The sequence below is a fragment of the Xanthomonas cissicola genome (assembly GCF_008801575.1).
Taxonomy (GTDB): domain Bacteria; phylum Pseudomonadota; class Gammaproteobacteria; order Xanthomonadales; family Xanthomonadaceae; genus Xanthomonas; species Xanthomonas cissicola.
This window is the reverse complement of the sequence record NZ_VZPL01000030.1, coordinates 13,198-26,525: the sequence shown is the minus strand read 5'-3', so window position 1 is coordinate 26,525 and position 13,328 is coordinate 13,198. Positions and strand designations below refer to the sequence as shown.

Sequence of the window (13,328 nt, the reverse complement as noted above, 5' to 3'; positions counted from 1 at the left end):
CGACGTGCCGCCGTTATCCTGACCGCATGAAGAAGAGGCGGCAGCAATGAGCCGGCGTGGTGGCAGTGCGGATCTTCCCTTGCATGGAGGTCGCGTCCCGCGTTGGTTGGGTGAGCGGATGACGCGGCTTGGCGCAGTGATGTGCGAGGCGATCGTGCACAGCTATGGGCGCGATGAATTGTTGCGGCGGCTTGCGCACCCGTTCTGGTTTCAGTCGTTCGGTGCGGTCATGGGCATGGACTGGCATTCGTCCGGCATTACCACCAGCGTGCTCGGCGCGCTCAAGCGTGGGTTGACGCCACTGGCCGGCGAACTGGGCATCCATGTCTGTGGCGGGCGCGGCCGGCATTCGCGTGCCACGCCTTCCGAATTGCTGGCAGTGGGCGATGCGGTCGGGCTGGACGGCGCCGCTTTGGCACAGGCCAGCCGCCTGGTCGCCAAGGTGGACAGCGCTGCCGTGCAGGACGGCTTCGATCTGTACCTGCATGGTTTCATCGTCAGCGACGATGGCCGCTGGGTGGTGGTGCAGCAGGGCATGCACGGGCAGCGCAAGCAGGCGCGCCGGTATCACTGGCTCTCCGAAGGCCTGAGCAGTTTTGTGGATGCGCCGCATGCTGCCATCGAGGGCGCGCATCAAGGCGAGATCGTCAATCTCGCCGATCACCGCGCCGCTGCCTCGCGCGATGCGCAGGTGGCACTGCTGCGCAGCACAGCGCCGGACCGGCTGGCACGCCAATGGCAACGGATTGCGGGTGTGGAGGCGCCTGCGGCGCAAGGTCCGCTCACCGGCGATCTGTTCGCCGGCCACGCCTGGGACCCGGCACAACACCCGCATCTGTCCATGCCCGATCATCATGACGTGCGCAGCGAAAACGTGATTACACGACGACTGCACGCCAGCTTGGCCGCCGCTGCCGAAGCGGGACCGCGCGATTTCACCGCGCTGCTGCAAGTGCCTGGTGTGGGTGCGCGCACGTTGCGCTCGCTGGCGATGGTGGCCGAGGTGATGCACGGCACGCCATGCCGTTTCAGCGACCCGGCGCGCTTTTCGCTTGCGCATGGGGGCAAGGACCGGCAACCGTTCCCGGTGCCCACACGCGTGCTCGACCACACCATCGGCGTACTCAAGCAAGCGATGCAGCAGGCCAAACTGGGCAACGACGAACGCTTGCAGGCGATCGCGCGGCTGGACGCGCAGGCGCGTCGGCTCGAAGCCAGTACGCAAGGGCCGACGGTGGACGACTACATCGCGCAGGAACGTCGCGATTCGCATCGCTATGGCGGGCGCAGCGTGTTCGGCTGGGAGCCGGCGCCGGAGGATGCGCACGCGGTGCAAACCCAAGCGCATGCAGGTCGCCGATGAGCGTACGCGCACGTAGCAGCACGCCAGTAGCCATCGACGGACGTTGCTTCACCTACGTGTTCCCGTGCCAGTGGGAAGACCATTGTAAGATCGGTTTCTCGCGCGATCCGCTGGGGCGCATCGCTAGCCTGCATCCGCGCTGGTTCGATTTTTTCGATCTGGAGCACGGGCTGCTGGTGGAAACCGAGCGCGAGCGCGATGCACGCGATCTTGAGCTGCAACTGCGGCGTCCGCTGCTTGCGCACAACGCACCGGCACCGATGGCGATCCGTGCAGTGGCCGGTGGGCATACCGAATGGTTTCGGGGCGTTGGCGATGCATTGCAACGTGCAGTAGCGCAACTGCAGCAGGGCGGGTATCGCGTGTTCGTGTTGCGCGACTGGCTGCAGGCGGTGATGGCCCAGCGTATCGATCGGCTCTACGACTGGGCCGCGGTGCAGTTGAGTGCGGACGAACTGGATGGCCTGGCCGGTCCTACGCCAGCGCAACGTGCGCTGCGCGATGTACTCGATGGCTATCGCGCATTGGATTTTCCCGTGCAGCACCATCTGCCCGAACACATTTGGGCTTGGTATTGCCGCAACGGCTGAGCATGTTGCCAGCACGTTGACGTGCGTCGCCTCAGCATCGCCTCAACCCTGAGGAGTGCCTGATGCAGATTGCACAACTGACATTGACCGACGCGTTCAAGGTGCTGTTTTCGGTGCGCCAGGTGCAAGCCGCTGAAATGGTGATTGCACCAGGCGAGGGCGAAGGCGGGCCAGACAATCGCCACCGAGGTGCCGATCAATGGCTGTACGTGGTGGACGGCACCGGCGAGGCGGTCGTCGAGGGGCAGAGGCATGCACTGCAGGCCGGTAGCCTGATCGCCATCGAGCGCGGTGAAACGCACGAGATCCGCAATACCGGGAACACGCCGCTGAAGACGGTCAATTTCTATCACCCGCCCGCCTACGATGCCCAAGGCGAACCCTTGCCAGCCGGTGAGGCGTAGTGATCGCTGGCGGTGTCGCATGTCGTTGACTGGATCGGTCACTGCGCAGGTGCGTGACTTTGCAAAAGCGGCAGGCATGCTTCAACGCCAGGTGAGCACCGCGCCCACTGCGCGTTGACGCTGCGCTTGTTACATCGAGTTGCCATCCACGACAGGGGAAGTGCCATGCCACAAGCCAAGACACGCCGCGCTGCTGCCAAGGACAAGCGCGAAGGAAAATCGGCCAGCACCCAGGCCGGCGAATATGTCAAAGAAGAAATCGACCAGGTGCGCGACGGCGCGCATGGTGTGAAAAGCACCAAGCAGGCCATTGCGATCGGCTTGTCCAAGGCGCGCCGCGATGGTGTGGATGTTGCACCGCGCAGTTCCGCGTCCAAGGCCACCAAGAAAAAAGCCGCGCAGGACAAGGCAGCTGCAACCTCCAAAAAGCCGGTGTCGCCGACGCGCTCGGCCGGTGCCAAGAAAGCCCTCAAGACCGCCAGCAAGGGCACTACCGCCAAGAAGACGGTGGGGAAGAAGGCATTGTCCAAACAGACCACGAGTGCCGCGAAAAAGCGCACAGCCAGCGACCGTTCGACGGCAGCAAAGAAGGCGGCAAAGACCAAGGGCCCGGCAGTACGCAAGGCCGCCGCGAAGAAAGCGGCGGCGACGCGGAAGCGTGCTGAATAAAGGGGGCATGCGTCAGACAGCGACGTCGATGCTGACCGAGTTGCGATATGTAGATCTGCTACTTGCGCATGCATGTGCCAATACTGACGCGTTGCTGCCCAGGATTGCTTCAGCCGTAATGACCTTGCGGTTCGTGCACATGCGTGTCTGCACGCAATCGCACGCGCGGCCGTAGCCACTGGGCGAATGTCGCTTCGCTCCACGCGCCATCGGCCAGCCTCATCATGGCAACGTATTTTTCTTCCTGCGAGGCGATGAGCTCGGCACCGTTGAGCAGCAAGAAGACTCGGTAGCACACGTGGGCAGTTCGTTTGTTGCCATCCACGAATGGGGGATTGCGCGCGAGCCCATAAGCCAGGCTGGCCGTCAGCTCAACCAGATCGGGTGGAGGGTCGCCATACGAAAACAGCTGTTGCGGGCGTGCAAGTGCCGAATCCAGTAGCGCTTCGTCGCGCACTCCGCTTGCGCCCCCGTGCTCGCTCAATTGGCGTTCGTGGATGGCCAATGCAAGCGCATGCGTAACCCAGACCAGCATGCGCGTGTTCACTTGGCCAGCTTGTTCAGCACCTGGCGATCCTCACGCATCACCTGTTCGGCAACATCCATCTGCGCCGCCAACGTCGGGTCGAATGCGGTCAGCTTGATGCCGTCGGGTGTTTCCAGTGCATAGAGTTCGTCGCCCTTTCCAAGCCGCAGGCGGGCCAGCAGTTCCTTGGGCAGGATGACGCCAGCGGAATTGCCGATGGCAGTGATCTTGAGTTTCATGGCGGCATCTCGGGTTAGTACTAAAGTTATAACTTTGTCGTCAGCCAGTCGCAAGTGCGTGCTGAAGCCGCTCAGCAAGCCAGTCTCGCCTGCTGCGATCGATGGGTGTACAAATGTACACCTTGTCCCGTTCTGCTGCCGAGTCTCATGCCATCGCTTCCTCCCCAACGTGCCGCCGTGCTGGCGTTCCTGCAGGAGCAGGCCCAGGCAGGCGTCTCGCCCAGTCTGGCCGAGATCGCGCAGGCCTTCGGGTTTGCCTCGCGCAATGCCGCACAAAAGCATGTGCAGGCGCTGGCCGACGCCGGGTTGATCGAGCTGCTGCCCAATCAGAAACGTGGCATCCGTCTGCCGGGAGGCGCCGGTCGCGATGCATTGTTGGCCTTGCCGGTGCTGGGGCGGGTGGCAGCAGGCCTGCCGATCGGTGCGGATATCGGCCTGGAGCGTCAGCTCTGGCTGGACCGCGCGCTGTTTTCGCTGCGCCCGGATTACCTGCTGCAGGTGCAGGGGGATTCGATGATCGATGACGGCATTCTGGATGGCGACCTGGTTGGCGTGCATCGCAGCAATGAGGCGCGCGACGGACAGATCGTGGTGGCGCGGGTGGATGGCGAAATCACCATCAAGCGCCTGGAGCGCGGCGCCGAACGGATCCGCCTGCTGCCGCGCAATCGCGCCCATGCGCCGATCGTGGTGGCGGCCGATGCCGACTTCGCTATCGAAGGGCTGTACTGCGGCCTGATCCGGCAGGGCTGAGATGAGCCAGGAGCCGGCGCGCATCAGCCAGGACGGCAATGCAGCAGTGGCACTGCCGCTGGACGCCCTGCTCGCCGCGCGCACCGTCTGGCGTGCAGGCCAGGGCACGGCCACCGCCAATGGCGGCGAATCCACCGGGCATGTGGCATTGGATGCGTTGCTGCCCGATGGCGGCTGGCCGCGGCGTGCCTTGACCGAGTTGTTGTTGCCTGCGCATGGCATCGGCGAGATCGCCTTGTTGCTGCCCACGCTGGCACGCATGACCGCCAGCAGCAGCCGGGTCGTGCTGGTCGCGCCGCCGTTCATTCCTTACGCGCCGGCCTGGCACGCGGGCGGGGTGGTGCTGGAGCATCTGGAAGTGGTGCAGGCCGAGCCGCGCGAAGCGTTATGGGCGTTCGAACAATGCTTGCGCAGCGGCGCATGCGCTGCGGTACTGGGCTGGCCGCAAACCGGCGATGCGCGTGCGCTGCGCCGGTTGCAGGTCGCGGCCGATAGCGGCAATTGCTGCGCCTTCGCACTGCGCGACCGCCGTCATGCGGTGAATGCATCGCCGGCGGCCTTGCGGCTGGAATTCCTGCCCGAGCGCGATGCCTGGCAGGTGCGCAAGTGCCGCGGCGGGCAGGTACCGTCGCAGCCGCTGCGGCTGGCGCATTGAGGCGCGCGCATGTTGTGGGCCTGCATAGTGCTGCCGCAGCTGGCGCTGGACGCTGTCCTTCGGCGTCTGGAAGCGCCGCAGGCGCCGCTGGTGCTGGTGGAAGGCCCGGCGCAACTGCGCAGCCTGCATTCGGTCAATGCCGCCGCTGGCGCGGCTGGGTTGAAGGCCGGCATGCGGCTATCGGCGGCGCATGCCTTGATGACTCAGGTACGCACCATCGATTACGACGCGCAAAACGAAGCGCGCACGCAGCGCTTTCTTGCGGCCTGGGCATATCGGCACAGTTCGCTGGTCAGCCTGCAGTGGTCGCGCGCCATCGTGCTGGAAGCCGGTGCCAGCTTTCGCCTGTTCGGCCCCTGGCCGCGCTTCGAGCGTCGCCTGCGCGATGAGCTGCAAGCCTTGGGCTTCCAGCACCGGCTTGCGCTGGCACCCACGCCGCGCGCCGCGCGCGTGCTGGCCGGCCTGCGCGACGGCATGGTGGTGACGCAATTGCCGGCCCTGCACAGCACGCTCGACAAGGTGCCTGTGCGCCGCGCTGCATTGCCCGACGATGCCGGCGAGCGCCTGCAGCATATGGGCGTGCGCACGCTCGCGGCGGTGCGTGGGCTGCCGCGCGACGGGTTGCGCCGGCGTTTCGGTGCGGGCCTGCTCGATCATCTGGATCGCCTCTACGGGCAGGTCGACGACCCACTGGAGTGCTACGCGCCGCCAGACCACTTCGACCACCGCGTGGAGTTGGGGTATGAGGTGGAAACGCATCCGGCGCTGCTGTTTCCGTTGCGCCGGCTGATCGGCGACCTGTGCACGTATCTGTCCATTCGCGATGGCGGCGTGCAGCGGTTTTTATTACGCCTGGAGCACGAAGAAGGCGCGACCGATGTGGAGATCGGCCTGCTCACGCCGGAACGCGCGCCCACCTTGCTGTTCGAGCTGGCCCGTAACCGGCTGGAGCGGGTGGAGATTCCGCGGCCGGTGGTGGCGATGCGCTTGCTGGCACGGCAGCTGCCACCGTTCGTACCGGCCATGCGCGACTTGTTCGATCAGCGCGCGCAGCAATCGGTGGAGTGGCCGCAACTGCGCGAGCGCCTGCGTGCACGGCTGGGCGATGACGCGGTCTATCGCGTGTTGCCGGCCGACGACCCGCGCCCGGAGCGCGCGTGGCGCCGCGCCATCGGCGATGCGGTGCGCGAAGTCGCTGCGCCGCCGCGTCCGCCGCGCCCCACCTGGCTGCTGCCGCAGCCGGTGCCGCTCCACGACCCGCACCTGCGCATCGTGTCCGGCCCGGAGCGGCTGGAAAGCGGTTGGTGGGACGACGATGAAGCGCGTCGCGATTACTACGTGGTGGAGACCGCACGCGGCCGGCGTGGCTGGGCATTCGCCGCGCCCGGTCGGGTGGACGGCTGGATGCTGCATGGGTGGTTTGCGTGAGCGCAGGGATGCCATTGCAGGATCCGAGCACGGGCCGCCTGGCTGCTGGTCGCGGGTTGGGTGCAGGCTACAGGTGCCGGGCCTCCAAAAAGAACGCAGCAGGAGCTGCAGCGACGCGATCTGCCGCGTATTGCAAGGGCCGTGCGAGACAGCATGGCGCTGTTGAAGTCATCCAGCATCCATGAGCTGGGATGACGCCATCGATGGCGTAGACCGCGACACGCCCGGCGGGCGCATGCCGCGCGCCTGGAATGTGGCTGCACGCCTGCGCGCGGCCAATGACGATATCGTCCACGCGCAGCAGGCCGATGGTCTGCCTGCATATGCCGAACTGCATTGTCTGTCGGACTTTTCGTTCCTGCGCGGTGCCTCCAGTGCCGAACAATTGTTCGCACGCGCGCAGCAGTGCGGCTACAGCGCCTTGGCCATTACCGACGAATGCTCGCTGGCCGGCATCGTGCGTGGCCTGGAAGCGTCGCGTGCCACCGGCGTGCGCTTGATTGTCGGCAGCGAATTCACCCTGGTCGATGGCACCCGCTTCGTGCTGTTGGTGGAAAACGCGCACGGTTACCCGCAGCTGTGCGGGTTGATCACGACCGCACGGCGTGCGGCCAGCAAGGGCGCCTATCGCTTGGATCGCGCCGAGGTGCAAGCGCAGTTTCGCGACGTGGCGCCGGGCGTGTTTGCGCTGTGGCTGCCCGGCGCACAGCCGCAGGTAGAGCAGGGCGCCTGGTTGCAACAGGTCTTCGGCGAGCGGGCGTTTCTGGCAGTGGAACTGCATCGCGAACAGGACGATGTCGCGCGCCTGCACGTCCTGCAAGCGCTGGCGCAGCAATTGGGCATGACCGCGTTGGCCAGCGGCGATGTGCATATGGCGCAGCGTCGCGAGCGCATCGTGCAAGACACCTTGACCGCCATCCACCACACGCTGCCGCTGGCCGAGTGCGGCGCACACCTGTTCCGCAATGGCGAGCGGCATCTGCGCACCCGGCGCGCGTTGGGCAATATCTACCCGGATGCGTTGTTGCAGGCCACCGTGGAGTTGGCGCAGCGTTGTACCTTCGATATTTCCAAGATCAGCTATACCTATCCCAGAGAGCTGGTGCCGGAAGGCCACACGCCCACCAGCTATCTGCGCCAGCTCACCGAAGCCGGCATCCGCAGGCGCTGGCCGGGCGGCATCACGGCAAAGGTGCGCGAGGACATCGAAAAAGAGCTGGCGCTGATCGCGCTCAAGAAGTACGAGGCGTTCTTCCTCACTGTGCAAGATGTGGTGCGCTTCGCACGCGAGCAGAGCATTCTCTGCCAGGGCCGTGGCTCATCGGCCAATTCGGCAGTGTGTTATGCGTTGGGCATCACCGCGGTCAACCCGGATGAAACGCGCCTGTTGATGGCGCGCTTTCTGTCCGAAAAACGCGACGAGCCGCCGGATATCGACGTGGACTTCGAGCACGAACGCCGCGAGGAGGTGTTGCAATACGTCTACGCCAAATACGGGCGCGAACGCGCAGCGCTGGCGGCGACGGTGATCTGCTATCGCGGCAAGAGCGCGGTGCGCGACGTGGCCAAGGCCTTCGGTCTGCCACCGGACCAGATCGCGTTGCTGGCCAATTGCTACGGTTGGGGCAATGGTGAAACGCCGATGGACCAGCGCATCGAAGAAGCCGGGTTCGATCTGGCCAACCCACTGATCAACAAGATCCTGGCCGTTACAGAGCATTTGCGCGATCACCCACGGCATCTGTCGCAGCATGTCGGCGGCTTCGTCATCTCCGACGAGCCCTTGTCGCTGCTGGTGCCGGTGGAAAATGCCGCGATGGCCAACCGCACCATCATCCAGTGGGACAAGGACGATCTGGAAACCATGAAGCTGCTCAAGGTCGATTGCCTGGCGCTGGGCATGCTCACCTGCATCCGCAAGACGCTGGATCTGGTGCGCGGCCACCGTGGGCGCAATTACAGCATTGCCACGCTGCCAGGCGATGACGCGCCAACCTACAAGATGATCCAGCGCGCCGACACCGTCGGCGTGTTCCAGATCGAGTCGCGTGCGCAGATGGCGATGCTGCCAAGGCTCAAGCCTGCGGTGTTCTACGACCTGGTCATCGAAGTGGCGATCGTGCGCCCCGGGCCGATCCAGGGCGACATGGTGCACCCCTATCTGCGCAGGCGGCAGGGCCGCGAAGAAGTGAACTACCCGTCGCCTGCGGTTGAAGACATCCTCAAGCCCACGCTGGGCGTGCCGTTGTTTCAGGAGCAGGTGATGGAACTGCTGATGCATGCCGCTGAATACACCGAAAGCGAAGCGGACAACTTGCGTCGCTCGATGGCCGCATGGCGGCGCGGCGGCGACATGGAACAGCATCGCACGCGCGTACGCGAACGCATGCAGGGCAAAGGCTACGCCTCCAGCTTCATCGACCAGATCTTCGAACAGATCAAGGGTTTCGGTTCCTACGGTTTTCCACAGAGCCATGCCGCCTCGTTCGCCAAGCTCGTCTATGCCAGCTGCTGGCTCAAACGCCACGAGCCGGCCGCATTCGCCTGCGGGCTGCTCAACGCGCAGCCGATGGGCTTTTATTCGGCCAGCCAGATCGTGCAGGATGCGCGCCGCGGCAGCCCCGAGCGCGAGCGTGTGGAGGTGCTGCCGGTGGATGTGTTGCACAGCGACTGGGACAATACCCTGGTCGGCGGCCGGCCGTGGCGCAGCGCTGCCGATCCCGGCGAACAACCGGCGATCCGGCTGGGCATGCGGCAGGTCGCCGGACTGTCGCAAGTGGTGGCGCAGCGCATCGTTGCCGCACGCACGCAGCGGGCGTTCGCCGATATCGGCGATCTGTGCCTGCGCGCCGCACTCGACGAAAAAGCACGCCTGGCATTGGCAGAAGCAGGCGCCTTGCAAGGCATGGTGGGCAACCGCAATGCCGCGCGCTGGGCAATGGCCGGCGTGGAGCCGCGTCGCCCACTGTTGCCGGGCAGCCCGGAGGAGCGCCCGGTGGAGTTCGAGGCGCCGCGCGCGGGCGAAGAAATCCTTGCCGATTACCGCTCGGTCGGCCTGAGCCTGCGCCAGCATCCAATGGCGCTGCTGCGCCCGCAGATGCGCCAGCGGCGCATCCTGGGTCTGCGCGAATTGCAGGGCCACCGCCACGGCAGCGGCGTGCATGTGGCCGGCCTGGTCACCCAGCGCCAGCGCCCGGCCACCGCCAAGGGCACCATCTTCGTCACCCTGGAAGACGAACAGGGCATGATCAACGTCATCGTCTGGTCGCACCTTGCGCTGCGTCGCCGCCGCGCGCTGCTGGAATCGCGCCTGCTGGCCGTGCGCGGTCGCTGGGAACGCGTGGACGGCGTAGAGCATCTCATCGCCGGCGACCTGTACGACCTCAGCAACCTGCTCGGCGACATGCAGCTGCCCTCGCGCGATTTCCATTGACGCTTTTTAGGTCCATGGATTGCTGCTAGATTCCGCAATCGGTTTGCCTACAACACGGAGTCGTACATGCGGAAATGGATCATTCCTGCGGCCTTGGTGCTGCTGATGGCGGCCGGCACTGCCACGGCCCAGGTGGATGTCGGCGCCTACATCAAGAAAGACAAGTTCGCCGACATCAAGCTATCGCCCAGCGGCGCGTATTTCGCCGCGACCGTGCCCATGGAAGACAAGACCGCCCTTGCGATCATGCGGCGTTCGGACAACAGCATCGGCGCCACCTTCGTGCTGGAAAAAAACACCTACGTGAGCGATTTCGCCTGGGTCAGCGACACCCGCGTGTTGATTTCCATTGCGCAGAAGTACGGCCTGCTCGACAAGCCGTTGCCGACCGGCGAGCTGTATGCCATCAACGCCGATGGCACCGGAGCCGAGTTGCTGGTGGGTTACCGCGCACGCGGCACCGGCCTTGGCACCAACATCAAGGTCAAGAAGACCGAAGCGGTGGCCGCATTCCTGACCGATCCCTTGCCCGACGACGACCGCAGCGTGATCGTGGCGATCTGGCCGATGTCGGGGCAGGATCCCTACACCCGCGCAGAAAAGCTCGACGTCACCACCGGCCGTCGCCTGCCGCTGGCGCGTGCGCCGATTCAGCGCGCCAGCTTCACCACCGACCATCATGGGCAGGTGCGCTTTGCGCAGGGGGCGGGCTCGGACAATGTCAGCAAGCTGTATTACCGCAAGGGCGCGGGCGACGAATGGGCGCTGATCAACGACGAGCAAGTCAGTGGCCATGTCGAAACACCGCTGGGTTTTTCGCAGGACGAGCGCATTGCGTACTTGCGCGTGCAAAGCGCCGACGGCCCCGATGCGATCGTCGGCTGGGACATCCAGGCCAATCGCCGTGAGCAGGTATTGCGCGACGCGGTGGCCGACCCACTGGAGATCATCTACCGCAACGGCACCACCATCCCGGTCGGCGCCATCTTCATGGCCGACCGCCCCCGCACCCGCTTTTTCGACGAGCATGGTGGTGAAGCGCGGATGTATCACAGCCTGGAGGCGGCCTTCGCCGGCAACGCGGTGCGCGTGACCTCCAGCACCAAAGACGGTCGCTACGTGATGCTGGAAGCCTATTCGGGCAGCAACCCTGGCGACTTCTACGTGTTCGATACGCAACAGAACAAAGCCCAGCATGTGATCAGTCGGCGCGACTGGTTCGACCCCGAGCGCACGGCCACCGTGCAGCCGATTGCACTGCAGGCACGTGACGGGATGCCACTGCATGGGTATCTCACGCTGCCGCGCAGCGCGGGCGACAAACATCTGCCAATGGTGGTGATGCCCCATGGCGGTCCCTTCGAGATCTTCGACAGCTGGCAGTTCGACGACGATGCGCAGCTGCTGGCGCAAGCGGGTTATGCGGTGCTGCAGATCAATTTCCGTGGCTCGGGCAATTACGGGCGCCACTTCCAGCACGCCGGCGCGCGTCAGTGGGGCGGCACCATGCAGGACGATGTGACCGATGCAACGCGCTGGGCGATTGCCCAGGGGTATGCCGACGCACGCAAGATCTGCATCTTTGGCGCCAGTTACGGTGCGTACGCAGCCTTGATGGGTGCGGCCAAGGAATCGGGCCTGTATGCGTGCGCGGCCGGTTATGTGGGCGTCTACGACTTGCCGATGATGTTCACCAGCGGCGATATCCAGAAGCGCGGTTCCGGCGAGAACTATCTCAAGCAATGGTTGGGCGATCCGGCCACGCTGGCCGCACGTTCGCCGGTTAATCTAGCCAGGCAGATCAAGGTGCCGGTGTTTCTGGCCGCAGGGGGCGAGGACGAGCGCGCGCCCATCCAGCACAGCAAGCGAATGGAAGCGGCGTTGCGCCAGGCCGGCACGCCAGTGGAAACGCTGTACTTCGATACAGAAGGCCACGGCTTCTACACCGAGCCCCATCGACGCGCGTTCTACGCCCAGCTGCTGGCGTTTCTATCCAAATCGCTGGGTGGCGCCAAGGCCGACTGAGGGTCACCGAGACGGTCGCCTCGTCGAATTGTCGAGTTCGCTTGCTTCTGCGGTCAGTCGGGCCATGCGGGGAGGTAGTGCGCTGTACAGACCCAGCCAGAAGCCTGAGTGAATCATCCTGCCGTCGGTCATTGGCAGTAAGCCGGTCCGTGCTACACCATGCAGGTCCGCGCAGCCGCGCTGGCTTGTCTTTCACCCACGAGGCGATCATGAAGTTGGAGGCGTTGTTCGACCAGTTGCACACCTTGCCCACCGTGCCCAAGGTGGCGCAAGACCTGATCCGTCAATTCGACGATCCGCAGACCGATATCGATACGCTGGCGCACAGTATCGAGCGCGATCCGGTGATCGCCGCCAAAGTGTTGCGGCTGGCCAATTCGGCGCGCTTCCATGGCTTGCGCGATTCCACCAGCGTGGAAGACGCGGCCATGCGGCTGGGCTTCAACACCCTGCGCACGCTGGTGCTGGCGTCGGCGATGACTGGCGCGTTCCGGGCTGGCCCGGGCTTCGACCTCAAGGCCTTCTGGCGGCACAGTTTCGAAGTGGCCGGCATCTGCCGCCTGCTGACGCGCCAGCAGGGGGCGGACCCGGAGACGGCCTTCACCTGCGGGATGATGCACAACATCGGCGAGCTCTTGATCCAGTCCGGTGCGCCGGAATACGCCAGCCGCATCAATCACGAAACCTCCTCTGCAGGTCATGCGGCCGAAGAAACCCTGCAACTGGGCTTCGGCTATCCGGAAGTCGGGGCCGAGCTGGCACGTCGCTGGCAGTTGCCCGTGGTGATCCAGGAAGCCATCGGGTATCAGGTCCGGCCTGCCGCGGCCCCGGACGGGGCGCGCATGCCATTGCTGGTGGCCCAGGCGGTACTGGTCTGCGATGCGCTGCATGCGCACGGCGGCGCCACCGCGGCGGCATTGGAAGCGATACGCAGCCCGCTGATGGACGGTGTGGATCTGGACGCGTTGTTCGCCGCGCTGCCGGAGGTCATCGAGGCAGATCGCGCCTTTGCCGAGTTGCTGCACTAACCCTCGGCAGGACGCTGCATCATTCCCGCGTAGCGGCGCATGCGCAGTCTCCTGCGCCTTGCGTCGCACGCGCGGTGTCGGGCCGCTGCCATGCAGTGATCACCGCGCCCGGCGCAGATACCGGCAGGCATTGGCCCCATAACGCCCCCGCTGGGCGGCAGCTGGCGCCAAGTGACAGGCGCGGCGAACTTGTATCGACGTTGGCGTGAACGTGC

General features: G+C 65.2%; 12 protein-coding genes. 10 read left to right on the top strand and 2 right to left on the bottom strand.

The window, feature by feature from the left end; genetic code table 11:
• The first annotated feature begins 46 nt into the window (after positions 1-46).
• From F7R02_RS13900 to F7R02_RS13885, 4 genes are all read left to right on the top strand, one after another.
• Entirely contained in the window at positions 47-1,363 is a 1,317-nt protein-coding gene (locus tag F7R02_RS13900; protein ID WP_078588834.1) for a DUF763 domain-containing protein, read from the top strand.
• Entirely contained in the window at positions 1,360-1,953 is a 594-nt protein-coding gene (locus tag F7R02_RS13895) for a GIY-YIG nuclease family protein (protein ID WP_033484051.1), read from the top strand. Before F7R02_RS13900 ends, F7R02_RS13895 begins: the two co-directional genes overlap by 4 nt.
• Before the next feature lie 62 nt (positions 1,954-2,015).
• Positions 2,016-2,357 (top strand): cupin domain-containing protein, encoded by a 342-nt coding sequence (locus F7R02_RS13890; RefSeq protein WP_078588832.1) that lies wholly within the window; start codon positions 2,016-2,018, stop codon positions 2,355-2,357.
• A 165-nt stretch (positions 2,358-2,522) separates the two neighbouring features.
• Positions 2,523-3,026 (top strand): DUF6496 domain-containing protein, encoded by a 504-nt coding sequence (locus F7R02_RS13885; RefSeq protein ID WP_059028485.1) that lies wholly within the window; start codon positions 2,523-2,525, stop codon positions 3,024-3,026.
• A gap of 109 nt (positions 3,027-3,135) precedes the next feature.
• Here the strand turns inward: F7R02_RS13885 and F7R02_RS13880 are convergent, their stop codons facing one another.
• Together F7R02_RS13880 and F7R02_RS13875 are read right to left on the bottom strand one after the other, a co-directional pair.
• Positions 3,136-3,561, bottom strand: a complete 426-nt coding sequence (locus tag F7R02_RS13880) for a type II toxin-antitoxin system death-on-curing family toxin (protein WP_033479379.1) — start codon at positions 3,559-3,561, stop codon at positions 3,136-3,138.
• A gap of 8 nt (positions 3,562-3,569) precedes the next feature.
• Entirely contained in the window at positions 3,570-3,791 is a 222-nt protein-coding gene (locus F7R02_RS13875; protein WP_003490241.1) for an AbrB/MazE/SpoVT family DNA-binding domain-containing protein, read from the bottom strand.
• 147 nt (positions 3,792-3,938) lie between these two features.
• On the opposite strand from F7R02_RS13875, the gene lexA reads away from it, so the two are divergent.
• From lexA to F7R02_RS13840, 6 genes are all read left to right on the top strand, one after another.
• Entirely contained in the window at positions 3,939-4,544 is a 606-nt protein-coding gene (gene lexA / locus F7R02_RS13870) for a transcriptional repressor LexA (protein ID WP_003490243.1), read from the top strand.
• Between the two features lies 1 nt (position 4,545).
• Complete coding sequence (gene imuA / locus F7R02_RS13865; RefSeq protein WP_167521032.1) at positions 4,546-5,199, top strand: translesion DNA synthesis-associated protein ImuA; 654 nt, start codon at positions 4,546-4,548, stop codon at positions 5,197-5,199.
• 9 nt (positions 5,200-5,208) lie between these two features.
• The gene (locus F7R02_RS13860; protein ID WP_078588831.1) at positions 5,209-6,627 is read left to right on the top strand and encodes a Y-family DNA polymerase; all 1,419 of its coding nucleotides are present in this window, start codon (positions 5,209-5,211) and stop codon (positions 6,625-6,627) included.
• Positions 6,628-6,808: 181 nt separating this feature from the next.
• Positions 6,809-10,060 (top strand): error-prone DNA polymerase, encoded by a 3,252-nt coding sequence (locus F7R02_RS13855; protein ID WP_167521031.1) that lies wholly within the window; start codon positions 6,809-6,811, stop codon positions 10,058-10,060.
• A gap of 432 nt (positions 10,061-10,492) precedes the next feature.
• Positions 10,493-12,085 carry an alpha/beta hydrolase family protein gene (locus F7R02_RS13845; RefSeq protein WP_078588859.1) on the top strand — a complete coding sequence of 531 codons (1,593 nt, stop codon included), beginning with the start codon at positions 10,493-10,495 and terminating at the stop codon, positions 12,083-12,085.
• Positions 12,086-12,294: 209 nt separating this feature from the next.
• Positions 12,295-13,113 carry an HDOD domain-containing protein gene (locus F7R02_RS13840; protein WP_078588830.1) on the top strand — a complete coding sequence of 273 codons (819 nt, stop codon included), beginning with the start codon at positions 12,295-12,297 and terminating at the stop codon, positions 13,111-13,113.
• Positions 13,114-13,328 lie beyond the last annotated feature (215 nt).